At 57.2% G+C, this 23,977-nt stretch carries 22 protein-coding genes and 2 pseudogenes; 15 read left to right on the top strand and 9 right to left on the bottom strand.

Going from position 1 to position 23,977, the window contains the following annotated elements:
- Window positions 1-6 precede the first annotated feature (6 nt).
- Entirely contained in the window at window positions 7-540 is a 534-nt protein-coding gene (locus V8P77_RS12800) for a DUF6650 family protein (RefSeq protein WP_264396617.1), read from the top strand.
- A gap of 216 nt (window positions 541-756) precedes the next feature.
- On the opposite strand, the gene V8P77_RS12795 is transcribed toward V8P77_RS12800, so the two are convergent.
- On the bottom strand, window positions 757-1,032 hold the full coding sequence (locus tag V8P77_RS12795) for a hypothetical protein (RefSeq protein ID WP_264396618.1): 276 nt from the start codon (window positions 1,030-1,032) through the stop codon (window positions 757-759).
- A gap of 191 nt (window positions 1,033-1,223) precedes the next feature.
- Between V8P77_RS12795 and V8P77_RS12790 the strand changes: the two genes are divergently transcribed.
- Together V8P77_RS12790 and V8P77_RS12785 are read left to right on the top strand one after the other, a co-directional pair.
- Window positions 1,224-2,057: a hypothetical protein gene (locus tag V8P77_RS12790; RefSeq protein ID WP_264396619.1), complete on the top strand. Its 834-nt coding sequence runs from the start codon at window positions 1,224-1,226 to the stop codon at window positions 2,055-2,057.
- A gap of 342 nt (window positions 2,058-2,399) precedes the next feature.
- Complete coding sequence (locus V8P77_RS12785) at window positions 2,400-2,975, top strand: hypothetical protein (RefSeq protein ID WP_264396620.1); 576 nt, start codon at window positions 2,400-2,402, stop codon at window positions 2,973-2,975.
- Window positions 2,976-3,467: 492 nt separating this feature from the next.
- Here V8P77_RS12785 and V8P77_RS12780 read toward each other — a convergent pair whose 3' ends face one another.
- Window positions 3,468-3,767 carry a hypothetical protein gene (locus tag V8P77_RS12780; RefSeq protein ID WP_264396621.1) on the bottom strand — a complete coding sequence of 100 codons (300 nt, stop codon included), beginning with the start codon at window positions 3,765-3,767 and terminating at the stop codon, window positions 3,468-3,470.
- A 649-nt stretch (window positions 3,768-4,416) separates the two neighbouring features.
- Here V8P77_RS12780 and V8P77_RS12775 point away from each other — a divergent pair.
- The gene (locus V8P77_RS12775) at window positions 4,417-6,378 is read left to right on the top strand and encodes a ParB/RepB/Spo0J family partition protein (protein WP_264396622.1); all 1,962 of its coding nucleotides are present in this window, start codon (window positions 4,417-4,419) and stop codon (window positions 6,376-6,378) included.
- Window positions 6,379-6,549: 171 nt separating this feature from the next.
- Here V8P77_RS12775 and V8P77_RS12770 read toward each other — a convergent pair whose 3' ends face one another.
- Window positions 6,550-6,846, bottom strand: coding sequence for a hypothetical protein (locus V8P77_RS12770; protein WP_264396623.1), 297 nt, complete (start codon window positions 6,844-6,846; stop codon window positions 6,550-6,552).
- Between the two features lie 202 nt (window positions 6,847-7,048).
- Entirely contained in the window at window positions 7,049-7,531 is a 483-nt protein-coding gene (locus V8P77_RS12765) for a hypothetical protein (RefSeq protein ID WP_264396624.1), read from the bottom strand.
- Window positions 7,532-7,958: 427 nt separating this feature from the next.
- On the opposite strand from V8P77_RS12765, the gene V8P77_RS12760 reads away from it, so the two are divergent.
- Together V8P77_RS12760 and V8P77_RS12755 are read left to right on the top strand one after the other, a co-directional pair.
- The gene (locus V8P77_RS12760) at window positions 7,959-8,804 is read left to right on the top strand and encodes a TIR domain-containing protein (RefSeq protein ID WP_264422401.1); all 846 of its coding nucleotides are present in this window, start codon (window positions 7,959-7,961) and stop codon (window positions 8,802-8,804) included.
- A 3-nt stretch (window positions 8,805-8,807) separates the two neighbouring features.
- Window positions 8,808-9,515 (top strand): adenylate/guanylate cyclase domain-containing protein, encoded by a 708-nt coding sequence (locus V8P77_RS12755; protein ID WP_264396626.1) that lies wholly within the window; start codon window positions 8,808-8,810, stop codon window positions 9,513-9,515.
- Between the two features lie 60 nt (window positions 9,516-9,575).
- On the opposite strand, the gene V8P77_RS12750 is transcribed toward V8P77_RS12755, so the two are convergent.
- Complete coding sequence (locus tag V8P77_RS12750; protein ID WP_264396627.1) at window positions 9,576-10,619, bottom strand: hypothetical protein; 1,044 nt, start codon at window positions 10,617-10,619, stop codon at window positions 9,576-9,578.
- A gap of 51 nt (window positions 10,620-10,670) precedes the next feature.
- On the opposite strand from V8P77_RS12750, the gene V8P77_RS12745 reads away from it, so the two are divergent.
- A complete protein-coding gene (locus V8P77_RS12745) occupies window positions 10,671-12,194 on the top strand; it encodes a hypothetical protein (protein ID WP_264396628.1) in 1,524 nt (507 codons plus the stop codon).
- Window positions 12,195-12,526: 332 nt separating this feature from the next.
- Window positions 12,527-13,885, top strand: coding sequence for a tyrosine-type recombinase/integrase (locus tag V8P77_RS12740; protein ID WP_264396629.1), 1,359 nt, complete (start codon window positions 12,527-12,529; stop codon window positions 13,883-13,885).
- Window positions 13,886-13,887: 2 nt separating this feature from the next.
- On the opposite strand, the gene V8P77_RS12735 is transcribed toward V8P77_RS12740, so the two are convergent.
- The 3 genes from V8P77_RS12735 to V8P77_RS12725 are packed head-to-tail and all read right to left on the bottom strand — an operon-like array spanning window position 13,888 to window position 18,887.
- On the bottom strand, window positions 13,888-14,409 hold the full coding sequence (locus tag V8P77_RS12735; RefSeq protein WP_264396630.1) for a hypothetical protein: 522 nt from the start codon (window positions 14,407-14,409) through the stop codon (window positions 13,888-13,890).
- Between the two features lie 23 nt (window positions 14,410-14,432).
- Window positions 14,433-15,479 (bottom strand): hypothetical protein, encoded by a 1,047-nt coding sequence (locus V8P77_RS12730; protein WP_264396631.1) that lies wholly within the window; start codon window positions 15,477-15,479, stop codon window positions 14,433-14,435.
- Window positions 15,480-15,488: 9 nt separating this feature from the next.
- Window positions 15,489-18,887, bottom strand: coding sequence for a WD40 repeat domain-containing protein (locus V8P77_RS12725; RefSeq protein WP_264441017.1), 3,399 nt, complete (start codon window positions 18,885-18,887; stop codon window positions 15,489-15,491).
- A gap of 435 nt (window positions 18,888-19,322) precedes the next feature.
- Between V8P77_RS12725 and V8P77_RS12720 the strand changes: the two genes are divergently transcribed.
- A complete protein-coding gene (locus V8P77_RS12720; RefSeq protein WP_335912950.1) occupies window positions 19,323-19,637 on the top strand; it encodes a hypothetical protein in 315 nt (104 codons plus the stop codon).
- A gap of 279 nt (window positions 19,638-19,916) precedes the next feature.
- Here the strand turns inward: V8P77_RS12720 and V8P77_RS12715 are convergent.
- Window positions 19,917-20,114: pseudogene (locus V8P77_RS12715) on the bottom strand (hypothetical protein); the annotation flags it as partial.
- A 92-nt stretch (window positions 20,115-20,206) separates the two neighbouring features.
- Between V8P77_RS12715 and V8P77_RS12710 the strand changes: the two are divergent.
- The 6 genes and pseudogenes from V8P77_RS12710 to V8P77_RS12685 all read left to right on the top strand — a co-directional run bounded on the left by V8P77_RS12710 (window position 20,207) and on the right by V8P77_RS12685 (window position 23,327).
- The gene (locus V8P77_RS12710; protein ID WP_264396635.1) at window positions 20,207-20,443 is read left to right on the top strand and encodes a hypothetical protein; all 237 of its coding nucleotides are present in this window, start codon (window positions 20,207-20,209) and stop codon (window positions 20,441-20,443) included.
- Window positions 20,444-21,009: 566 nt separating this feature from the next.
- A pseudogene (locus V8P77_RS12705) lies at window positions 21,010-21,536 on the top strand (hypothetical protein).
- A 142-nt stretch (window positions 21,537-21,678) separates the two neighbouring features.
- Window positions 21,679-21,960: a type II toxin-antitoxin system ParD family antitoxin gene (locus V8P77_RS12700; RefSeq protein ID WP_264396636.1), complete on the top strand. Its 282-nt coding sequence runs from the start codon at window positions 21,679-21,681 to the stop codon at window positions 21,958-21,960.
- A complete protein-coding gene (locus tag V8P77_RS12695) occupies window positions 21,950-22,261 on the top strand; it encodes a type II toxin-antitoxin system RelE/ParE family toxin (protein ID WP_264396637.1) in 312 nt (103 codons plus the stop codon). Before V8P77_RS12700 ends, V8P77_RS12695 begins: the two co-directional genes overlap by 11 nt.
- Before the next feature lie 145 nt (window positions 22,262-22,406).
- Entirely contained in the window at window positions 22,407-22,739 is a 333-nt protein-coding gene (locus V8P77_RS12690) for a sunset domain-containing protein (protein WP_264396638.1), read from the top strand.
- 450 nt (window positions 22,740-23,189) lie between these two features.
- Window positions 23,190-23,327 (top strand): hypothetical protein, encoded by a 138-nt coding sequence (locus V8P77_RS12685; protein ID WP_264396639.1) that lies wholly within the window; start codon window positions 23,190-23,192, stop codon window positions 23,325-23,327.
- Window positions 23,328-23,977: the final 650 nt, after the last annotated feature.

Here is a 23,977-nt window from a genome sequence, read left to right as displayed (position 1 = left end):
TCACTGATGATGTTGATCCGAGTTCAAGAAATGCTAAAGCGGATTACCGGTTTTTCGACACCCGCCTTTGGTATTCAATGGACTCCCCCGGCTTCCGACCGTGACGCGATCCGCAAATTTCTCGCTTTGTTGGAAGACCGCCGTGCATTGTTCAATCCTCTTCCGGCCGAGGTTGAGGACCACGTGGTTTCGTCCATTCACATGATCCGCGCCGAGTGCACAACGGCGGTGGGTATCCTCAGCAAGAAGGCGCCCGGTGTGGCGCACGTTCGGGCCATCGGCGCTGCTTGCCGGCGCTTTCTCGACGAACCATACCCCACATTCGACGACATCATGGATCGGCGACGTGATCCGCATTTTGATCGGGATGAGCACTATGGTGGGCTGAGACGCGGGACTCATCCAGCAGCGTTTTTCACTGCTCTTGGCGAATTGCGCGCTTTTGTTGGAACTCAGATCGCTCTCTTATCAGCAATATACCAAATCGAGATACATGGCGATCTGGTGCGCATCCTGCCGCCGGAACTAGAAGATGCGTGACGTCCGCAAGGATGTTCGCGCTCTTATGAGATGCGTTCAGGACACCAGTTCTAACGCGGACGTCCGCGTCGAAATGGCTAAGGTCGCTCGAATCGAGCGAATTGGAGCGGAAGCTAACTTGTGATAACGCCGAGCCTTTGGGCAGCGCACGGCTTCCCCGCAAGGCAAGGCAAGGAACGCTGAACGCAATTGGAATGGCACTCGGAGAATAACGCTTCAAGCCGGCAGATTGCGCGTGCGACCTTGTGAGACTAGTTTCACGCGCTGATGAGCTATCTGCTCCATGGCCGTTATGTCGACATAGTGCGGAAAGCGGCAGAAAACGCAAACGTCCAGATCGCTATATTCATGAAGTTGGGCCCCAGGAAAATCGGTTTGCAGCAGTTCACAGATCCGTCTCATCTGCGGATACTGGAAACCGTGGATCCAGTACCTGTCATTTCCGCTGTTAAAGGCGTTCGCGATCTCCCGCTCGTAGTCAACGTCGGCCAATTCTATTCTCCACAAGTTTACTTCAGACGGCTCCTCTTAGCGCGTGGGCAATGAACAATTGCTTTATGCCTTGCTGAAGGACGACTTTTCCAAAGTAAAGTTAAGGTTGCTGGCAAGTGTTGCGTGATTGCAATGGTAAATGCATGCAACCCATGCTAATCGACTGTTAATATGTATTTAAGGATTGAGATATGGGTCGGTATTGTATCAGTCTCATTTGTGGTTTCGCCTTCACGCTTTCGAGCTGCGGTACGACCGTGCCGAAAATGGTTCTTTCGAACGAGCCGCATGCGACGGCCTTTTTCATCAATAAGCTTGTAAATCACGTGAAATGCGAGGTACGGGAAGCCTTCTTCCGCGCGCGTGAATTTGATTTGAAGAATGCGAAGCAACAGGGAGACGGCGTCCGGAGATTGGCTTGGCTGGATACCTGGGCTGCCGAACTATCTCTCACCCTCACCGTTAAGGAAACGGGCACGGTCGCTCCGAGCTTGGAGTACACTGATCAGCTCGGCAAGGTATCGCAGTTGGTTTTGAGCACTGGCATCAGTTCTTCGAGCGAAGCCACGCGGATCGCGAAGATTGATTTCACGCTTCCCTTTGCCGACTTTCTGAAGGAACGGCAGGCAAATCCTAACCGTCCGATAATATGCAAGGAAACGGGGATAATCCTCGTCAATGGTGATCTTGGCTTTGACGACATGATTGATGATTTAGCGTTTCCGCATTTCATACCGGGCAACGTCGCCGTTAAGCCGCCAAAAACGTTCTCAAATGAAGTGCAGTTTGTGGTCACCGTGTCGGGCGATCTCACTCCGTCTTTTGATTTGAGACGCATTGACACCAATCCTCCAGGCACGCTGTCGCTGTTTTCCGCTTCGCGGGCACGGACGAATGATATCGTGGTTTCGCTTGGACCAACGGCGCCAGGCAAGCCCGACACACCCTCTCAGCAGCTCGAAGCAGCCCATCAAAATGCTTTGCTGCGATCTGCATTCCAGAATGCTTTAACGACTGCGCCATAGGTCGGCGCATCAGTCTATAAGGAGAGAGCGATCATGGCGAAGGGACCGCAGTCAGTTATTCCGCGTACCGTCCACGAGGCAAATCAGCAGGGGTATATGAAAGTCGAAGGCTTTCGGATCTCTGATTTGAGCCGCCGGGAAAAACAACGTTGGACTCAAGTTTCTCCCAAATTCGCTCGGCCGGGGGATGTTGCCTGGGTTGGCCCCTGTGAGGACAGCGGTACGCGCATCGTGTGCTATTACGATGATAACTTAGATCCGTCTGACTGCCGAAATGAGCGTTGTTGACAAGGGGCAGGGCAAATGTTTGTGGCGCCTCCTTAATCTCATACAGGGGAAGAAATGTCGCAGCCGGTAACACCTGACGTCGAAACCAAAAATAGGCGTTTGTCCGTTCGGTTTTTTGATGAGCTAAAGGGAGGTGTGGCGAAATACTTGGCCGCAGGTGTAATTGGACTTATTGGTATAGGCGCCAGTTGGCTCTGGGGCTGGTATGCTGCAGGCGGCCCATCCAATCTGATAGGAGCAGTACCGCGCGGCGCAGTGGTTGCCTTCGATAGAGCTGACGGCTGCCCAACAGGCTGGGATGATTATAAAGAAGGTTGGGGTCGGTTTGTCATTGGTGCGGTCGAAAGCAATAAGATCGGTCAAATACCGGGCGAGTTCGTGCGAGACGCTAGCGGTGTGGACCTAGGCCCGAGAGAATTTCGAAAACCGGGCGGACAGGCTTTAACCGCTATTACCGTGAGAAATCTTCCTGCATTTAATATTGTAGGCCATGATGAGTATGTGCGCTCGCAAAAGGGATATGCCGGCTTGGAGAGCGTGACGCCGGTCGATGGGCCAAACCTTCAAAATCCTCTTAGCAACCTGCCGCCTTACATCGCCTTAGTATATTGTAAAAAATCCTCGCCATGACGCACCTGATAAAGATCGGGGCTTCTGATCTGGTGAAAATTGACCGCAGAGAGTTCCGCTGCGCTTTCCTGAATTCTTCACCGCACAGATCCGCAACGTGAACACACGACGTTTCCTCGCGAGGTGTCCATTAAATTCCTGCGCTGGTGCGAAGACCGAGGCGCCGGATCGCTTAACGCAATCACGTTGATCCACGTCTCCGATGGATTGGGAAAATGAGAGATCGGAACGCACGTGCGGGGGCAGTCGGTCCCGCCTCCCTGTCGGCCGCTATGCTGAGGCTCCTGCGGCTGCCCTTGGTCCGCCCTTAGCGTGACGAGATTCCCGAAATCCCGCCTCACGGCCGCCGCTATGCTGATTTCTCCGATACTCTTCATTGTTTGGTTTGGAACCCGCCCTGCAGGCGGATTCCATTCTCGCTTCTTTTCCGCCAACATCCTTGATCACAAAAAGCGATGGTAGAAGCGCTTGGTCGGACCTTTCTCCGGCACCTTATTTTTTGGATTTCCGTCTTACCAAGCGGCGCGTCGTCACGTGGCTACCAAATTCCTTCTCGACACGACGTTGGAAGATCTTTGCTTGGGAACGGGTTGCCCAACGAAAGCGCGCAACACCGGTTGCACGCACGCGGTTGTTGGTCTGCCCCTTTTTTGATTCGATGCCCGGTCTACCATAATGATCCGCAATCCGTCGAATGCGGTCCAAGGTAGAAAAATCGTTTCCAGTTTCAGGTCTTACCTCTACCGTACATTTCATATCGCTGGTTTTCCTTTGAAAAAAAGCCGTGAGCATCTGCTCACCGCCCTCATTTACGCAGGGCTCGAAGCGAGCCGATTATCTGGCCATTTTCGCATTTAACTGTCCCTGGAGCGGGTTAGCCTGAGACGTCAACGACAGGTCACGGTTCGTCTCATGAACGGCATAGAGATATTGAAAGAACTCATCGGAATGGGAGGATGGCCGGGCGCTATAGCGGCGGTCACGTTCATCGCCGGCCGATGTTACAAGGATTGGCTAGCCGCGCAGCGTGCCCGGGTTCGCCTCGGCGATTCCGAGTTCGAGGCGTGCAACACCCGCGACGTGTTGCGTCTTGTCCGGGAGGCAGGGCACGCCGCAGCCGCGCCAGGACGTACGATCGAATCTTTGCCGCCGGAATCCGTCCAGCGGCGGCGGAAACCCTATTCACCGTAAAATCAACAAAGGAGTCGCGGTTCGCGCCGCTTTGTTTGTTTTACGGGGACCGAGGGGCGTTGCCCCTTCTCCTCCCCAAACAGGTCTTCCGCCCAGCTTCCTTCACTGCGCTTGCGCTGCGTTCCGTGCAGCCGGTTCCCCGCGAAGACTGTTGTCCCCTTCCAACCCCACCGCTCGCGCGGCCCCGGGAAGCAGAACGCGGTTCTGCCCTGTGTTCGACGAAGACAATCAAAAGGAAGGAAGAAGACCTATGAACACCATGACAACGGCCACGGAAACCGCCGTGGCCCCAACCATCATCAGCATCCAGCACGAAGATGAGAGCATTGCGCTCAACCGGCTGGTGCCGAGCGCTGGCAACGTACGCCGCGTGAATACAGCAGCGGGTCTGTCGGAACTGGCCGACAGCATCGAGGCGCATGGCCTTATCCACAAGCTCACCATTCGCAAGGCCAAGAAGGGCAAATACGAGGTGATGGCGGGCTCCCGCCGCCTCGGTGCGCTGCGTTTGCTGGCCAAGGAGGGGCGGCTGGCGGAGGATGCGCCCATTCCCTGCACCCTGCGTCAGGCGGACGATGCCACGGAACTCTCGTTGGCGGAGAACGTTCAGCGCGAGGCCATGCACGTCGTTGACGAAATCCTCGCCTACCGCGAGCTTGCCGGGAACGGCATGGCGCCGGAGAACATCGCCGCGCGGTTCGGCCAGTCGGTCATCACCGTGCGCCAGCGGTTGAAGCTGGCAGGGCTTGCCCCGAAGGTGCTGGACGTGCTGCGCGAGGATGCCATGAGCATCGAGCAGGCCCGTGCCCTCGCCATCAGCGACAGCCACGAGGAACAGGAGCGGGTGTGGTTCGAGGCTCCTTCTTACAACCGCGACCCGCGCAGCCTGCGTGCCATGCTGACCCGCGAGCACGTGCGCAGCACCGACCGGCTGGTCCGGTTCGTCGGATTGGAAGCCTATGAGGCCGCAGGCGGCGGGATTGTCCGCGACCTGTTCAACGAGGACAGCGGCACCTTCCTGACCGACCAGCCGTTGCTGACGCGGCTTGTTATAGAAGCTTTGGAACAGGCAGCGGAACCCCTCAAAATCGAGGGGTGGGCGTGGCTGGAAACCTCTCTTGACGCATCGGTGGGCTACGGCGGCGGTTACGGACGGATTTACCCGCAGACCCGCGAACTGGCGGAGGACGAGCAGGCCGAGTTGTCCGCGTTAGGGGAGAGCTTTAACGAGGAGCAGGCGCACTTGGAAGCCTACGACGACGGTGATCCCGCCATCGAGGCCGACGAGGCGCGGCTGGTCGAGATCGAGCGGCACATCAACGCTATCCGCAACGGCTCCAAAACCTATGACCCGCAGGAGCAGGCGCTGGCCGGGTGCATCGTCTATCTCGACCAGTTCGGCGCGGCGCAGGCGGGCAGGGGCTATGTGAAGACCGAGGACCGCGAGGCGCTGGAACACCTGCGGCGGGCGGATGCCAGGGAACAGGAGGACGAAAGCGGAGGTGAGGCTCCTGCGTCGTCCGCGCCGGAGCCGGAGGCAGGGTATTCCGCCGCGCTGGTGGAGGAACTGACCGCTATCCGCACCGCTGCGCTGCGGGTGGAGCTTGCCAACCGTCCTACGGTGGCCCTTGCCGCGTTGCTCTATCCGCTGGTGGGCCGCATCTTCCAGAGCGGCTACACGACCTTCGATGCGGCGGTGGAAGTGAGCCGCCAGCGCCGTGAGCTTGCCCCTTCCATCAAGGAGCCGGGCGAGGCTCGCCCTCTTGCGGCATGGCAGGCGATGAAGGAAGCGTGGGGCGACACTCTTCCCGGCCAACCCGCCGACCTGTGGACATGGTTGCTTGAGCAGCCCACGGATAAGCTCCTCGAACTGCTGGCGTACGTCACCGCCGCCAACCTCAACGGCGTCAAGATCAAGAATGACCAGAGCCGCAGTCGGCTGGACAATGCCGAGCAGGTCGCCGTGGCTGTCAGCCTCGACATGCGGCAGCACTGGACGGCGGATGCGACGTTCCTCAACCGCCTGAGCAAGGCGGGTATTGCCGAGGTGCTGGACGAGGCGGGATGTTCAGCGCAGGTGGTGCGCGCCATCGAGAAGGTCGCGAAGGCCGAGGCGGTGGCCGAAGCGGAGACGCAGCTTGCGGGCAAGGGATGGCTTCCACTTCCGATGCGTACCAAGGGGCAGGAAGCTCTGCCCGAAGCCTCGGCATAGCCCGTTGACCGATACGACCAGAAGGCCCGGACTCGTCTCCGGGCTTTTCCTTTGGCCGGTATGGCGCGGGATGCCTTGCCCCGGCCAAGGTCGATCCGACCACGCCAGGGCGAGGGGAGCCCCGTGGCCGCTTCCCCTCGCGCTCCCCTCCCACCCGCTCAGGGTGGAATCTCACTTAATGACGTCGATAATCTCGTAGCGCTTCACGAACGCGCCTACGCCTTCGTTCAGCAAGGCGAAGATGCTCTCTTTCGAGATGGGGAGGGTTTCGATCTTCTCCAACTGCATCGGCACCCAAAGATCGTTGGGATCGCTCTCTACGTCTCTGCGCAATTGACGAAGCGCCTCGCGCGCGGCGCCCTCGCTATCAAAGAACTCGTCTGGAATCCCGGTATAGGCCCAGCGATCGTCACGAGCGTCATCGACGCGTGCGTAGGTGTAAAAGGTGAAGGACTCGCCGTGGGACATGTCTTGCCTCCAAATGTTTCCGAGAGTGCGCGTGGCTGCTGCGCCGGAGATGACCAGCATTCCGGCCAGATCGCTACTCGCAAAAGTGTTAGCTCCCGGTCAATTGTAGGATTCGACAATGCCTGCGGCATCGATGGCTGCCATCGCGCCGGAACCAGGTCGGAATGTTCGGCTCCTCAACTTAACAAAGTTGAGTTTTGGCTCATGGGGTCTGCTTTTTGCAAATCCGCGTCCAGAGTTCACGGCCCAACATTTCCAACTGGTCCTGCAGATTGTCCTCCGTCCATGGATTAGGGATGGTCCATCGTTCATCCCAGGGCATACGCCATATATTCGGGAAATCCGCGCGATTGTCGCCGCCGTCCCAACTGAAGATAACTGATGCCGCTACAACATCGAATCCCGCCGAATGGGCCAGATCAATCATATCCAGAATGTCAGGGTGATCCACCGAAGCGACGTGGCTCGGCATGATAATCAGCTCGCGCGTTCTCCAGTCAGGATCATTAGCATCGAGCGCAGCTTCAACCGACCCACGTTGGCCTCTTTCCCGCTCCTGATAAGACCTCCCAAAAACATAGGCATCAATCATCCGATTGGCCCATGGGCTATACATCTCACGCGCACCCTTGCGGTGGAGTTTCATTTCCGTACTGATTCCAAGCGCAACGAGCGCCCTGATCATGGTCGATTTTCCATGGTTATTGTTTGCCAAAGGTACGATGAATAGCCGTCGCGTGATTCTCATCTCTTCCCCTTACAAGAACTGCCGTGCGGCGCTGATATGACCGCTCGTCACGATGGACTGCAAGCGATGATTGAAGACAACATACGGGCCTTGGCGCGAGTCTGGAATGTTCTGTTGATTTCTCTCCCCCGACCGAGCGTCGGCTACAGGTGCAGGCGGGACACGTCGCCCAATAGCCTGCATATGAGGTGGTATGTCGGCAGATATGCACAGCAGAGTCATTGCAGGTCGGGCAATATGGTTGTCATCATCCGTGGGTTGAATTAGATTCTGACTTAGGGGGATCAGAAATTTCATGAGAGAACGGTTCGAGGGCGATGCCGGTCGCCGTCTGCGCCTCGAGGCGCTTGCCGCGCAGAAGATGATGCTGGGCAACGGGCCACTTGTCGAGGAAGTGGCCGATCACTGCACTATCGAGGAATATGCTGCAGGTGCCGAGCTGATGCAGCAGGAGAGCGATACCAACGATATCTACTTTATCCTGGCCGGCACGGTGCAGATCGTTGTCAACGGGCATCGCGTCGCCGTGCGCGGTCCGGGCGAAAGTGTCGGGGAAATGGCGGCCATCCAGCCGACACAGAAACGCTCCGCCACGGTTGTCGCCCAGACTTCAATTGTGGTTGCGAAGCTCACCGAACCGCAGTTCGCTGATATCGCAAGTCGCCATCCGCAGCTTTATCGGGCAATTGCCCAAGAGCTATCCCGGCGCCTTCTGGAACGCAACAAACTGGTGGGCGTCCATCGAGACAAGATCCGCGTCTTCATCATTTCCTCAGTCGAAGGACTTCCGATTGCGCGGACCGTTCAGGATGCGTTTGAACACGACCCGTTCACCTGCACAGTCTGGACCGACGGGGTGTTTCGCGTCGCCAATTATACGATGGAAGCTTTGGAGGCAGCCGTCGATGATTCCGATTTTGCCATTGCGATCGCGCACGCCGATGACGTCACCGCCTACAGGGGGCAGGACTGGCCGTCGCCGCGCGACAATGTGATCCTGGAGCTTGGGCTGTTTATGGGCCGTCTTGGCCGCCGTCGCGCCATTCTGATGGAGCCACGTGATGAAAAGGTGAAATTGCCTAGTGACATGGCCGGGATCACCACCGTTCCCTATCGGTTTGAACCTGGGAAAGACATGGCCGCTCTTCTGGCGCCTGCCTGCAACCGGCTGCGCGACCATTTCAAACTCATGGGGCCGAACAATGGGTAGTTCATGGGCCTGTTAAAGGATCTTCAAGACCATGCGACGCAGACGTTCCGTGAGCAATGGTCAACGCGTGACGGCCAGGTTGTGCCCTCTCCGACTGACCTGAAGCTATCCAATGACGCCGTGCAATTCGATCGCGCCACGGTGCTCTACGCGGATCTGACCGGCTCCACCAATATGGTCGATACGCTAGGTTGGCAAAAAGCCGCCGAGATCTATAAGTCCTTCCTTTTTTGCGCCGGCAAGATCATTCGCGAGGGGAACGGGGTAATCACCTCATATGACGGGGATCGCGTCATGGGCGTGTTTATCGGAAACAGGCAGACCACCAATGCGGCGATCTGCGGCCTAAAAATTAACTGGGCAGTCCAGAGCATCATTAACCCAGCACTCACTAAGCAATATTCCGGGAATACCTTCGCGGTCAGCCAAGTGGTGGGTATCGACACAAGCACAGTGTGCGCAGCGCGCACTGGTGTCCGCGGTGACAACGATATCGTTTGGGTCGGCCGCGCGGCAAACTATGCTGCAAAACTGACGGAAATTAAGTTGGCCGAGAGGACATGGCTCACAGAATACGCATACACGAATCTCGCTGATGAGGCGAAATTCGGAGGCAATCCCAAACAGGATATGTGGAAGCGTTTCACTTGGACGCAGCACGGCAATATCCCTGTCTACGGCTCGACCTATTGGTGGCCCATTTCCAACTAACTCTGCAAACACTGGCGCACGAAGCCCCGTGTTTGTGCTGCCAATTTTTGAACCCGGTCTTTAGGCGATAGTCTCGGCAGGCACGCGAAACAGCCGGTAGATCGCCGCTCTCAAATTATCATCGCAGGCTGAAAACTCATCGGCGGCCCTAACGATGAAGTCTACCTGTTCGCGTGAACTTTGCGGCAACAGTCGGACCGCTTCAAGCTCATGGGGCGTAAGATAACGTTCAAGATACGCGTATGGATCGATGTTCCGCTTAAGGAACTCGTTAATTAGTAAGTTCCAGGTCATCCTGGCGCTGCGTTGTCGATGAAAGGTCCAGCAATGGCGATAGTCGGCGACTGCCGGTGGCGGGTCTGTATCCGCTTCACCGAGCAGGTGGTCGTAAAAGTCATGCACCCGCCTATGGTAGAGGGACGCCACCGTGCCGACATCGATCACATCGCCGGCGCTTGCAAGGTACCGCCGTGCTGAGCTGTTCCAGTCAGCATCGGTGTCCATTAGTTCGCTGCGTTTAAATAGGTAGTGCGAGGTCGCCTCCGGGCCAGAACCTCGGATTTCCCAGTCTGCGTCAACCATCAGCTTGTGATGAAGGGCTGTGCGCAGGCCGCATATGAAGTCATGCAGTCCATCCTCCCGGAAGCACAACGGAATGCGCTGTGCGATCGACGGGTTTTCCCACCGTGATCTGATGCGGCGGCAATGATCCTGCAAACTATGGGCAAGTTCGGAAAACGCGAAGACCTCTTTCCTGATCCGCCTCTCAATCGCCTCATGCTCCGCGCGGTGGGAACGGTACGAAAATTCAGGCCGTCGGCTGAATGTGTCAAACGCAGCAAGAGCCTCAGTCAGATCCGCGGCTGCCTGATCAAAAAGCTGCAACGTCGTACGGATTGAGCGGATCTTGTCTTCGAGATCAAACCCCGGATGGAAGCGCAGTACCTCAAGCGCGTCGGTGATAAACAGGTTCGCAATGGCGTCACGGATCTCACCAGAAACAGGAATGGCGCCGGCGGCCAACGCGTCCAGGATCGCTTGTTTTCGCTCTTGCTTTCGCTGTGCATCGCGGCCGAGCAGCCTGCTTACGTCTTGATCGCGCACGTCTCACTCCGTTGACGAATGTAGTTGAAAGGCAGTCCGAAACCCAAGCAAATGGGCAACGTGGCGACCGCATCCATCGTCAACCTCGCGGGCCAGAAAAAATTCGACTATAAAGTGCAAATGAAACCGATCACAGGATTATTTCTTGGCGCTGGTGCTTCATACGAAGCCGGGATGCCGCTTGTTTGGGAACTTACGAACGAACTAAAGATCTGGCTTACCCCCGAAAAGCTGCGGGAATTTGCCATGGGTTGGCGTTCCCAGGGCGCCGCATTTTCCGATGCCGTGATTGAAGACTTCATCTCGGTGCTGGTGCGGCCGGATATGCACTACGAGGCGCTGCTCGGCCATCTGGAAACGCAGTTCATGCGCCATAATCACGTAGGTGCGCGAGGCAACGAGTATCATGGTCTCTATTCGTGGCTAATCGAGATGGTCTACTATCTGCTGTATTATCGGCAGATCAACAACCGTGCCTTTCTCGATACGCATCTTCCCCTCTTCGACGGCATCGGCGCGCTGATGAATGACTCGACGCCGCTATGGGTGTTCTCCCTAAACCACGACGTTATGATCGAAACGATTGCTGCTCGACTCTCGATTCCCCTCCACACTGGTTTTGGTTCTTCCACTATACGTCTGCCGAGACGCGACCAAACAGGACGAGCGATTGGAGAGCTGAGGGCAGAAACGCTGACCTGGGACCAGCTCGACAACAAAGCCATGTCTTATCCAAATCCATTGCAGCCGGGCATCTATTTGATGAAGATTCATGGCGCGCTTGATGTTTTCACCTTCAATGATGGTAAAGACCTGTTGAAATTTCTGCCGGAAGGCTCAAGCACCTACGGCTATATCGATGCGCTGCGTGCTGCAAATGAGGAGCTATTCTACCTACTCCCGGGCGCTCCCAATGGCAGGGTCAAGGCTACAAACGAAATCGCCTATACCGACAGTATGGGAGAAATGCAGTTTCTCCGACGGAGTCTCCTGTCGGGCGCGTTCAAATTTGGCGCGCGGAGCCAGCAGGTTCTGCCCAAAAGCATGCTGAAGCATTTTCGGGCGCATCTCAATTTTGTGACGAACCTTATCTGCATCGGGTATGGGCTCGGCGATCTTCATATCAACACTGTCATCCGGGAATGGCTGGAATTCACACCCGACCGTCAACTCGAAATCGTCGACCCGTTCATTGACAACGTTCCCGCGTTCCTACTGCATCTCAGCCCGCAGGTAACGCTTACGAAGAGCGACACGACTGATTTCCTGGACCAGAGAGCTGGCATAGCGCGATCACGGTTCGAAAGGCTCGAAAAGCGTTTGGCGGCGACGTTGCGCCGAAGGGGAAAGCAGCGAGCTGCGAAGGACCTTGAGGCATTTGCAAGGAAAAATCAGGATAGGGTGACTGAGCTTCTCGTTAAGAAACTCAGCGAGCTGCCACATATCAATGGTCAGCCTGATCTAAGCAGCCTCGGCAATCCCGCCGAAGCCGCAATGCGTTGGGCGTCGGAAGCGAAACTGAGTGAAGAAGAACTCCTGACGGCGCTGCTTGAGCATCTTTCAGCGGTGGAATAAAGCTCTGAAAAAGTTGGGCCCACTCGACGCGATTCGAACGCACACCCTTTTTTGGAGCCGAAATAGTTCCGTTACATCAAATTTACATAAGATAGTTTTTTCCAGCAGATATACTGTAAGTATTTGAAACTAATGGTGGGTCGGGAGGGATTCGAACCCACGACCAATTGATTAAGAGCCGCAAAATGGCATTATTTCGAATGTGTCGAAATAATGTAAGATGATATAAAATAATCATTTTTCGATGTTGATCATCATCATTACTTCACTCGTCATGTAACATTTGATATAAATTCGTTACATGAAATTTACATGGAATGCCGAAGTTATATTTGACTGATACTTTTGTTTTTAGCACGAGGTGCCCCGGAGAAAAAGACCAGGAAATCTATTGGGACTACCCGAGGGGAGAGGACGGTCATATTCGCAATGGCTCGGTGTCGGGGCTAGGCCTGCGGGTGACAGCGCTGGGGAATAAGTCGTTTGTCCATTCCTACCAATTTAACGGCAAGCGCTATCGCAAGGCACTCGGGTCCACCATCGTCCTCAACGTGGCATCGGCGCGACTGGTGGTCGGCCAACGTGAACGGCAACTTGAGGCAGGAGAGAACCCGGATTTTGACCAGGCCGATTCCCGCCGCACGCATCTCCTGACGGTCCGTGAGGCCATAGATCGCTATTGGGAAAGCCATATGAGCGAACTTAGCGAAGGCCACAGAAAATCCTTTGCGCTGTTCGTGGCGAAATGGCTGAGACGTACCCCGCAGCGTACCACTCGGCGCGGCCACAATACTCGAAAGGGATATGCCGATTTCGGGACGATGTTTAGCGATCGGCCCCTGTCGTCCATCAAGCCGTTGGATATCGAGCGGTATCAAAAGCAGTTCGTCTCACCCTACATGTATAACAGCGGCTTGCGTCATATTTTGGCCTTGTTCAACTGGGCGATACGCATGCAGCTCGTGGATATGCGCAATCCTTGCGATCCGATCCGCCTCCGGAAGGTCGTCCGGAAACGCCGCGACTATTCCACCGAGCAGATACGCCAAATTGCGTCCTACATCTTCTATCCGGTCTTGGAAGCGGTGCCGGAGATCGAGGACCTGACTGGTTTTCAGAAGCGGAACGCCGCGCTTGCCAAGGCGGCGGCGCAGACTGCCAACGACCAGATGCTGGAATTGTGCAACCTGATGGGCATCTTGTTCCTGACGATGGCGCGGCCGAGCGACTTAGCTACGGCCAAGTTCAAGCACTTCGACCTCGAGAAACTGGTTTGGCACAAACACAATACCAAGGGGATCAAGCTTTCGCGCGCCGCCTATGAGTATGCCTATCGCACGGTGCCGATTCATAGCCGCGTGGCCGACATGGTAAGGGCGCAGCAGTCGCGTTGGCCAGAAAGCGAACTGGTGTTCCCATCGCACGCTGACCCGGCGCAGCCGCGCGATAACTTCCGCAAGGGGCTGGCACGCTTCAAGGCGTTACCAGACGTGCCGGATTATTTTCAACTGTATGATCTCAAGCGGATCGCGATTTCACTGATGCTGGCGGGGCAGGGCGTCTCCCACGAAGCCATATCCCACTATGTCGATCACAAGGGGAATCTTGAAACGACAATGATCTATGACCTAGGGCTCGTTGATCCCCTGCGCCCGGTTACGGAAAAGCTTGGAGACCTGCTGGGCGTATAGTTTCACGCCGCAGGTATCTCACCCGCAGTCGTATCCCCAATGCCCTCGCTGAGGGCGAAGATGGCGCCCAGGACCGCGCAGACGCTAAGAACATAGAGAAAATAGAGCGAGACGACGGCAAGCCAGTGCGACGCAGGCGGCCAAACCTGCAGCAGCGAAGAAGGCCCGAATAGGCCGAGAATATCGGCCGGATCGGTCACCTGCTGCTTCTGTGCGGCGGCTATCGCATCGGCGGAGAGCCAGAAACCACCAATGAATTCCTGGCCAGATGATGGCATAGTGAATGCCAGTGCGTCTTTCATCGGCAGATAGATTAGTAGGAGAACGAAAGCGGCAACACCGCAGGAGACCGCCACCTGCAGCCATCGCCTGCGCACGCCGTCCGTGAGCTTCTGGCCGGCGCGGGTGAAGACGATGAGTAGGAACAGGATGAGTGCGATGATGCTCGCAAAGCCGGTCGATACCGAGTGTTCCGGGGGAGAGATGTTGGTGATGAAGCCGCCGAACAGGGCAAAGATTGCCAAGATGACTTCGACACCTCTCGTAATTATTTTTCGCATCTTGAATTACTCGCGGGTTTGGTCGTGAAGGTCAGATCGACCTTGTGCTCGGGATCGAGGGCAAGGCTTTCCATGCTGCCAAAGAATGTATCGCTGACATTGCGTCCGGTCTTTGGGTCCACGGCGACGATGCACAGGGAGGCCTCAGGGACAAACGCGGTGGCGGGCGTCGTGAACGTTGGAAAATCGTCAAAGATGGTTCTAGCGACGGGGTGATAGCGAACGCGGTATCCGTCCTTTTGCGTTTTCTTTCCCTTGTCGTATGACCATAGCGACACCTCCATCCTGAAAGAGCCGTTGTTGCCCTTCGCCTGGTCGCGATCCGCGCCCAGGGGCTCGGCCAGAACGCCGAGCCGGGCGACGTTGTCCGAGGCGATCGTCTTGATGGCCGAAAGCTGCAGGTCGTCGAGCTTGTCGCCGGCCTGCAGTTTGGAGAGCGCCCCGTCGAGGAAGGTTGTTTCAGAGTCGAGCTGCTGCAGGAGAAGGATCGAGAGTGGCTTAGTTGCCTGTGAAATGACGTCCATGTAGGCACCATAAGTGGCGGCGATTTGGGGCAATTGATCCGCCAGTTCCGGTGGGGAGTTGCCGATCTCTGAAAAAGCCTTGACCCCGCTTCGAACCTCAGCGAGGCCCTTCATGACCGTTCTCTTGAGCTCGGTGTCGAGCAATATGCTCAGCTTGCCGGATAGATCGCCGTCGCGTTTGACAACCAGGCTAACCGGCTTCTCAATTCCGGCGAGACCCTGGAACGACGTCACGCTGTTGAGGCGGAACGCAAGTTCAACAGAATCTCCGTCGAACACGATGTCCTGCTGGTCCATAAGCTGCTTTAGTCCATCTCGCCACGCTTTCGGCGTTCGTTCTCCGTTTGCGGGCAACAGCGTAACCAGCGATAGGCTGACCTCCTTGGCTGTTGCTAAGACCTCGTTACCTGCCTGCAGGTTGAAGGGCACGCCTGAGAGTTCGAGCTCCTCCGCTTGAACTGCGGTGGCGCAAAGCACGGTTGAAAAGAGCAAAAGGCTGACCCGGTGCAAGGCGTTCTCCTACTGGTTGGTGATCAGGATTTTTGTCGCTTCAAGCATGATCGAGCGCGAGAGCCGTAAGAAGGCGGGGGCGCTGACCACACTGCCCGTCTTCCCGCTTCGCGCGGTCGCAATTATTGCTCCCCGATCCTCGACGTAGTTGAAGAAATCATTGAGCGTGGTCTGCTCACCATCGGCGTTTGCAGGCATCCTGCTTTTCATGGCCGCCGTCAGCGGCGTTTCGCCGATGCTCTGTGCCTCGTCCTGGGCCGCGGCCGCGGCGACCACGAGAATCGATTTATCGAACAGGACCTGCGACAAGCCGGGGCTCGAAAAAGGGCCGGGCTTAAACCCTGGATTCTTACCGACGCTCGACGAATAGCAGGTATCCAGGATGAGGATCTGCGCGCGCGCCTGTATCAGCTCGAGGGCGTCGGCGATTTCGGCTTCGGAAATCAAAGTCGCCGCCGGGCCATTAGAATAGGGAGTGATAGAAAAACGGCCATCGGTATTTTGACCATGGCCCATATAGTAGATTACGATGATATCGTCGGGATCCGCAGACAGGGCACGACCGGTCTCGTCGTGCGGCCAGGCAACGAGAGTCGGGGGCGGGGTGGCCGCGCCGGCAAGACCTGCAAGAACGGCCAAGATGTTATCGCGCGTTGGAAGTGTCGAGGAAGGCGAAAGACCGATCAGCCCGTATTTGTCGTGGGCAGAGATCAGCGGCAGTAACACAGTCTGAAGCGACCCGCTCTGGCGGAAGAGATCCTGCAGAGTCTCTTGCATGTCGAGCGCCTGGCGCGGCGGATAGGAGAGCTCGAAGCCGATGGCGCCATTGGCGCCGACGCCGATCGTAACAAGCCACAATCGCGGCGGATGAGAAGGCCCGACGCCCTCCTCAAGCGTCAACTCTTGCGTCGCGTCACTGCTCTTGATTCCCGCCTTGCTGAATGCATAGGCCTTGAATGCAAGTATCGCCCCTATCGGCGCTGTCGGCAGCGCTACCATCACGGTAACCTCATCGTTCTTATCAAGCAGACTAGGAGCCAAGCGTTGAACGAGTCGGCCGTCCAAAAAAAGCTTGATATCCTCGACCGGTTCGGGCGCGCCGGTGGCGGGTTCGATGGGTCCGGTGACGGTGAGCGTCGCTCGCGCACTGTGCCGGTCGGCTAGGCGTACATCAAGGGTGACGGTCGGTTGTGTTGCCTGGAGCGTATCGAGCGGGATCGGGGTTGATGGCTTGCCGTCGACGATATCGAAGAGCAGATGCGGAACGAAGGCCGGTTGCGCCAGCCGTTCTACGGGGAGTGGCGATCGCCGCTGTTCGGGAAAAGACCAGACGATGTCCCGTACGAGCGAGAAATCGTTGGTGTCGAAGCGCCCATCATTGGCGACTGCGAGCCACCGATCGTCAGAGAACAGAAACAGCCGGGCAACCTGCGAGAAGTCTACGGACGAAAACAGCGTCAACCCAAGCCCGGTGCCGACAACTAGGCCACCGGCGCCTGCGGCGCCCAGTTGCGTGATCGCCTCAAGCTCGGCCCTATCGCCATGGAAGGCCTCGAAGGATACGCCCTTCAACTTCAAACTGACCAGGCTGCCGTACTCGCCGCTAGCAAGAATGTTGCCGGCCTCATCCTGGAACACCGCATAGATCGACAGGGCGCTCGGCACGACGAGTGGATCGTCGACTTGCGCGAGTATCTTCAGATTGGCGCCGGTCGACCAGTCTACCTGGTAAAGGCCGCCTCGGGCGCCAAGAACCAGGCAACCGCAACCGATCGAAAATACGCCGTCCCGAGGCGCCCAAAAGTCCGTCGATGTCCACAATGGCGCCGACGTCTCGATCTTGTAGACGCTGACCCAGTCGTCATCGCAGACCAGGAAGCGATCGCCGGCAGGAGAGAATTTGAGGCAAGTCGGCAGGTTTTGGTGTCCGTCGAACGATTGGCGATGGGCCATGGACGGCCAGTCGTAGAGGTCCAGCTTCCCGTACCGGTCGGCTAGCAGCAGGTGGCTGCCCGAAGGATCAAACGCCGCTTTGGCAATGCGGTATCCGGGAAGCTCATGGGACCATGTTGGTTCCGGCGCGCCCGCGGCGAAGAGGCGGATTCGCTGGGTCTCTTCGTCGCCTGTCTTGTCGGTCGCAAACGTGACGAGGCCATCGGTAGCTGGCAGCGGGATGGCGAGATAGCCCGGCAACCGGATGAGCCGTGAGGTGATGAGATTGAGTGCGGTAATTCTATTTGGGGCAGAAAAATCGTCGGGCGGCCTGCGTACCATCACCAGCGATCGTCCGCCAGCCGTGAAGAAAGCGCCGCGGACCTGGTCCAAGCCCGGCAGCGGATTGATCTGCTTCTTCAGCGAGCCGTCATGCGTGTCAAAGATTGCGATTGTCCCGTCTTCATTGACCGAGAGAATCCTAGATGGGCCGACGAACGACAATAACAGGGTGTCGTGGTCGCCGAATGGCCCAAGGCCATTGCTGATCGGCGCGCCGGGGCGGGCGCCGTCTTTGGTGAGCAACCTGATCGTGCCAAAGCCGCCAAATGCGATAATTTTGCCGTCTGGGCTTGTGGCAATCGTGGTCGGACGTACGACGGGAATCGGCACTTTTACTCCGTCGGTCGTCGCAAAATCGGGCGAGAAAGCTTGGTAGGATGGCTTTGCCGCTGTAAATTGGAAGACATAAGATAGGTTGGCGATCGGATCGAATGCGGTAACGGGAGCCTGCATTTGCGGCATGGGTATCGGCGGGCGGATCGGCGCAAGGTCGCTGATGCGCCGGACAAGGATCCCAACGCCTTCCTCGGACTCCGCCAGGGCTTTGTCCCCGTCAATAAACCTCAGGTCGCCAGGCCGGCCAGACAGCGCGCCGGTATTCACAGCCCCTCCCGTTAGGAGATCGGTTACAACGATGCGGAAGGGATCCTCGGCCGTGGCCAGTTTTTTGCCGTCATCCGAAATCGCAGCCGTGAGGATCGCCTTTTCATTATAGGTGACGTGGTTGACCTCGGTGAAGGTGTCCGTGCTCAGCACCTTGGCGGAGCTAGTACGCTTGTCGCCATCCTTGGTGCCGACGACGACCACGACCAGCGACCCGTCGCGGTTGGTTGCAAGCCCGCCGACCTTGCCTTCCGGCATTTTCAGGCGGGCCACCGACTTGCCGTCGAGGTCGACCCGCCAGAAGGCGACCGTTCCCTGGACATCGGCGGTGAATAGCCACTTGCCGTCACCGCTAATGGTGGCCGCCTGCAGCACATTGGTATGTCCAAAAGGCAGGACAAGGTCGAAGGGATTATTGCCTGCTGCCATCGCCAAGCGTGGTGACACAGCGAATGCAAAGAGTACGCTGGCCAATGTGATGAGGACGCGGATACTAGCCATCGCCGCCCGACCTCGCTGAGGAATAAGCAAGTCCGTTTCCCCTCCCACCGTGAGCGCGAATGGCTACCGTCCCCTAAGGTGCTCTGATAAGACGATACCACAGTATAAGCATTGTCTCGAACTATTGTTGAGGATTTTATCTTGAACAATGAGTAGCATCTGGCGTGGCTTTAGAAATGACTGGTCTCATTGCCGGTCGTCCGAGCGCGACGGACACGCAGCTTACTGACGTAACGCCTAGGTCTCCGTCTGAAGCAAACGCCGCATGACTTCGCCGCATTTGCGACTACTTCCCTGTAGCATTGACGTCATTTTTCGGCTGTGAGTCAATGGGCGTGCGGTGATCTCCAGTCGCACCACTCCCACCAACGAAAGTCATTGCTCATGGAAGCCTTGCAGGCGGTTGTCCTAACTGACGCTCAACTGCGCGAGATGCTGACTGAGGCCGCCAGACGCGGAGCAGCCATGGCCGTCGACGAGCTGCGGGCGCAACTCCATCAGGCGCCGGAGGATGCGACCTTGCAGAAGCTTCGTGCCTATCTGGTCGACCCTGACTCGCTTGCCAATCCGCACGATCATTGGGCTCACAGCGGGATCATCTGCAAGATCGCGGTCACGGCGCGCGGCAAACCTAAATCCGCCCCGTGGTTCATGAAATTTCAGCGCGAAACGAATCTGAATGAGTGCTTCAATCGGCCGAGCCCGGCCTACGGGCGTCGCCGGGAGTGGACGTTCTTCGACATCAGACTGGCGTGGGACGCCTATTACCGCCGGCGGTAGGACAACCGCCGTCTATCAACGGACGATACGAACGTATCGCTGATGGCTGTGACTAACCTTGAACAAGGTGTCCGGCCTTCGAAACCACGGAATGCCGGGTACGCGGCGGGCAAGTGCGATATCCGATATTTCATGGGCGTTGTGCCAAATGTGCTCATCTGCCATGATTCATGTGTCCGTTAAGGATCCGCGCCGCAACAGCGCGGGACATCGCGATTATCTCTGAGACCTTTTATGTCCTCATCCGCCAACGGTCGTTCCGCCGGGGGCGTCTCTGCAATAGTCAGTGATGCCGAAGACCTGAACATCGCTCGCTTCAAGCTGCGTTATAAAGGCAGTCCAAACGGCGTCGCTCGCCTGCCCAAAGGCGTTTGAGAGCTTTGTGCCGGGAGCATGAATATGCAAATCCCACTTACGCCAGATGGAGCCACGCTGCGTATCCTTTTTCGTGGTGAGATGGGGTTGCGCGTCTGGCATGGACAATCTCCGCTTCGTTTCACATGGTCGCCGCAGCGCATTCAAGCGCCAGCGACACGTCGTATCGTCCGCCGCCTACGCGAGTGGAAGCCTTGCATGCGCTTGTCTTAACCGAGATGCAACTGCGCGAAATGCTGGCCGAGGCCGCCAAACAAGGCGCGGTCCTGGCCGTCGACGAGCTTCGTGCGCAACTTCACCAGGCGCCGGACGACGCCGCCCTGCAGAAGCTTCGGGCCTACCTGGCCGACCCGGCCTCGCTCGCCAACCCGCATGATCACTGGGCCCACAGCGGCATCATCCGTCAGATCACGGCTGCCTCGAACGGGTAAGCCTAAATCCACCGCGTGGTTCATGAAGTTCCAGCGCGAGAGCACTTTGAACGAGTGCTCCAGCCGTCCGAGCCCAGCCTACGGACGTCGCCGGGAATGGACGTTCTTCGATATCAAACTGGCATGGGATGCCTATTATCGTCGGCGGTAGAAGAACCGACGTTTATCAATAGACGATACGAGCGTATCACCCGCGGCCGTGACCAAGCTTGAACAAGGTGTCCGGCCCTGGACAAAACCACGGAACGCCGCGCACGCGGCGGGCAGGTGCGATAGTCCGATCATTCCGATAGCTCCGTAGGAATTGCTCCTGATGCGTGCATCTGTCATGATTTACACGCCTATCAAAGGATCCGTGCCGTAAGGGCGCGGGCATCGCGATATCTCCACGACCTTTTATTTCTTAATCCGCCACTGGCGTCATTGCTTTCGTAATAGCCAAGGCGAGCGGCGGGGCATCGAATCCAAAAAGACCTACCCTCCGCCTCAAACCTAAGCCCCTGTTTGAATGATAACGCGGAGACGTTGGTTGCGCCGATCTCCGCCTTCAGGATGAAGGAGATCCTATGACTTCCGATGACTGCCTGATGCTCTACGCCAAACTTGCCGGCTTCCGGCTCGCCGTCCTCGCAAGCCGCTCTTGCTGCGACGGTGATTTCTCCCGCGAACTGCATGATCGCCTGATTGACGGGCTCGAGGCCGCCATCGATCGTATCTGGATCATTCTGGCATGGGAGCGGCGACCTCTCGACGGTAGCGATGAATGCACCGGCTATCAGTTCGCGGCCGAGATCGAGATTTTCGGGCGCATCACCATCGACTTGCTGGATGAGCTCGACATCGACCAAGACACCCGTGAATACCGCATCAACGACGGCCGCTGGACCAGCGCCGTGATGGTCGATGATACGGGTGTCCATGTCGATTATCCCCATCTGGTGCCCTTGGGATGCGACGAACTCGGGCCACTGCGCCGATTATCCGGGCCATTCGAACGGAGACCGGCCTGGCGATCCGGGCCGCTCGCATCGATGAGGGCCAAATTCGGTGTCTTCATCCGAATTCTACCACGCACGGCCTTCGCCGCGCGTAAGCAGCACAAGTTGAGGGGTGGCATGTCCACCACCCCTCAACTGATTGCTTGTCCGTTGCCGCTTACATCGGAAACGCAAAGTTCTTGGCGGGGGTGTCAGACGGTGGTAATAATTCCTACCATAAGTGCATGGAGGTGAATTATGGCCAATGTTGAAAAGATCAGCGTCTCGATGACGCCGCAACAAGCCGACTTGTTGCGTGACGCGGTCCAGAGCGGAGCCTATGCCAGCAGCAGCGAAGTTATCCGCGAAGCCATGCGCGACTGGTCGGCGAAATGGCAGCAACGTCGCGGCGATATCCAAAAGATGCGCGAGATGTGGGCCGAGGGCAAGGCAAGCGGCGCCGCGTCGCCGGTCGATTTCGATGAAGTGCTTGAGGAAGCGCGGCAAGAACTGAAGGCCGATCGCGGACATGGCGGTTAAGCTTCTATGGACGCCGAAGGCGCGGGCCGACGTTAAGCAAATCTTCGTTGAAATAGGTAGAGAGCAGCCGCAGGCGGCCGAGCGGTATTTTCAGCAATTCCGGTACAAAGCCGGCTTGCTTGTCGACCATCCGCGTCTTGGCGAGCGCCATCCGGAGATTTTCCGTACCGCGCGGATGCTGGTCGAAGCGCCGTATGTGATCCTGTACGAGACCCGCCCCGATACGGATGACGGCGAGGTCCATGCGGTCGAGATTGTCCGCGTGGTCGATGGCCGGCGCGACCTGACAGCGCTTTTCTAAAAGACTTTCCGCGAACGATAGGTGCTTGAGAGTAGCGGCCTGCCTACATCATTTGCGATGCATTTTAATAGATGGCGCAGACGAGGATTAACTACCGATTCAGCCAAGGCTTGCAGTAGCGCCTAAGATTCGCACTTGATGGCGCATGCCAACCCATCGTTCATTCTCGCCGAAATATCGGACCAAGAAACAATCCCGCCCGCGGTTCACGATGGAGGCGTTCTATCTCGCCATCATCGGGGCAGGGGTGGTCGGATACTTCGGCGTTGAAGTTGCAGATATGTCGGCTCCAGTCCCTGCCTTCGCCGTCGGCTGCACTATCAAAGGCAATGTGAGCATCAACAGCGGTGAGCGCATCTACCACGTGCCGGGCCAGGAGTATTACGACGCGACCAGGATTTCCCCGCAGTACGGCGAGAAATGGTTTTGCTCGGAAGCTGAAGCCCGTGCTGCCGGTTGGCGTCGTGCTAGAAGGTAAATGCGCCGATCGATGGTCGGCTGTCGGAGACAAAGTTTTGTGCCGCTAGCCCGATCTGCCGTGCAATCGTACCGCGCCGAGCGCAGCCCTACTCGCGCCAATGATGACCCCCGTGCTCAGCGCCTCTTTCCTAATTAAATTTGTCGTCGGACACCTCGAAAGTGGCCGATTTTCGTCACTTACGCACACACACTTTTGCGCACAGTGTAAATAGCGATTAAAATAACAATGTCATGTCAACAACATAATGCATGCCTACACTGACTTGTCGTTGGAGGCCCCGCCGCTGCGATCATCAGGCCGAGCAGCCTCCGGCTAGCAACGGTTTAGATTTGCACGTATCTCCACCTGGCAATTTCTGGCAAGCCTCTCGCGTTCGCCGCGCCGGGTATGATGACAGACGGATCCTCTGCGCGTCGAGCGTTCGTGACCAACCGAAGGGCTCCAATCATGAACCCATATGACGAATTTGAAGACGTGCCCGAAGATCACCCGGATCGGCTGGAAAACAGCGGCATGCCAAAATCCGTCATTGAACGCCTGTTGCGCAATACGGCTTACCGGCGGCTCAAGACTTCGATGATTTGAGCGATGGCGAAATCTTGAGTGAACCGAATGTTTCTCTCCGCGTGGTCAGAGCCATTCGCGAAGCGCGCGGTCGGCTCGAGCCTCCCAAAACCAACAGGTGAGTTTATTTGCTCACCACTAGCGCCCCCGGGCACGTGATTGAGTGACGTTTCAGGTTGCCCGCACGACAAGCAAGACTTGCCAGGTCGCAGCCGTCGTCGTTGAGGCATCACCCCGCCCGATACTCAATCAGGGACTGTGGGGCGCCGCCTATGTGATCAGCCAGTTTCGTAACGCCGGGAGCTTGGGAGCGATGCGTACTCCGCTTGATTGACGACATAGGAGGCACGCTTCGAAGCAACCGCAATCGCGGGGGAAAAGCCGCAGCAAGCGGCACGTTTTTGACCGGCGAGTGCTGTGACGGGCTTTGCCGGGCGTGAACAACTCGGACGCAAAACCCTTTCTCGATTTATCATCTTTTTAGAGTGAAGGGGCTTGAAAGCTTGCTTTTTGTGGGTAGTGCTACCCTGCATGGCAAGTTGAAACCGCTTCGCAGCAATCCATCACCTTGGGTTGCGTGCAAATTGTCATTTGGCAAATGGCAGCCAAGCCCTCGTGGCAAAGTGGCAAAACTCAAATCCAGCGTCTCGATCACTTGAGCCGGGATCGAT

The organism is Rhizobium aouanii, from assembly GCF_037002925.1.
GTDB classification, from domain to species: Bacteria; Pseudomonadota; Alphaproteobacteria; order Rhizobiales; family Rhizobiaceae; genus Rhizobium; species Rhizobium aouanii.
This window is presented reverse-complemented; position numbering and strand designations above follow the sequence as displayed.

Bases quoted from the DNA above. Each gene is read 5' to 3' on its own strand.
- V8P77_RS12780 (WP_264396621.1), bottom strand. From the start codon at position 3,767: ATGCTCACGGCTTTTTTTCAAAGGAAAACCAGCGATATGAAATGTACG.
- V8P77_RS12775 (WP_264396622.1), top strand. From the start codon at position 4,417: ATGAACACCATGACAACGGCCACGGAAACCGCCGTGGCCCCAACCATC.
- V8P77_RS12765 (WP_264396624.1), bottom strand. From the start codon at position 7,531: ATGATCAGGGCGCTCGTTGCGCTTGGAATCAGTACGGAAATGAAACTC.
- V8P77_RS12785 (WP_264396620.1), top strand. From the start codon at position 2,400: ATGTCGCAGCCGGTAACACCTGACGTCGAAACCAAAAATAGGCGTTTG.
- V8P77_RS12755 (WP_264396626.1), top strand. From the start codon at position 8,808: ATGGGCCTGTTAAAGGATCTTCAAGACCATGCGACGCAGACGTTCCGT.
- V8P77_RS12800 (WP_264396617.1), top strand. From the start codon at position 7: ATGATGTTGATCCGAGTTCAAGAAATGCTAAAGCGGATTACCGGTTTT.
- V8P77_RS12685 (WP_264396639.1), top strand. From the start codon at position 23,190: ATGAACCCATATGACGAATTTGAAGACGTGCCCGAAGATCACCCGGAT.
- V8P77_RS12720 (WP_335912950.1), top strand. From the start codon at position 19,323: ATGGCCGTCGACGAGCTGCGGGCGCAACTCCATCAGGCGCCGGAGGAT.
- V8P77_RS12790 (WP_264396619.1), top strand. From the start codon at position 1,224: ATGGGTCGGTATTGTATCAGTCTCATTTGTGGTTTCGCCTTCACGCTT.
- V8P77_RS12770 (WP_264396623.1), bottom strand. From the start codon at position 6,846: ATGTCCCACGGCGAGTCCTTCACCTTTTACACCTACGCACGCGTCGAT.
- V8P77_RS12760 (WP_264422401.1), top strand. From the start codon at position 7,959: ATGCTGGGCAACGGGCCACTTGTCGAGGAAGTGGCCGATCACTGCACT.
- V8P77_RS12690 (WP_264396638.1), top strand. From the start codon at position 22,407: ATGCCAACCCATCGTTCATTCTCGCCGAAATATCGGACCAAGAAACAA.
- V8P77_RS12695 (WP_264396637.1), top strand. From the start codon at position 21,950: ATGGCGGTTAAGCTTCTATGGACGCCGAAGGCGCGGGCCGACGTTAAG.
- V8P77_RS12700 (WP_264396636.1), top strand. From the start codon at position 21,679: ATGGCCAATGTTGAAAAGATCAGCGTCTCGATGACGCCGCAACAAGCC.
- V8P77_RS12745 (WP_264396628.1), top strand. From the start codon at position 10,671: ATGGGCAACGTGGCGACCGCATCCATCGTCAACCTCGCGGGCCAGAAA.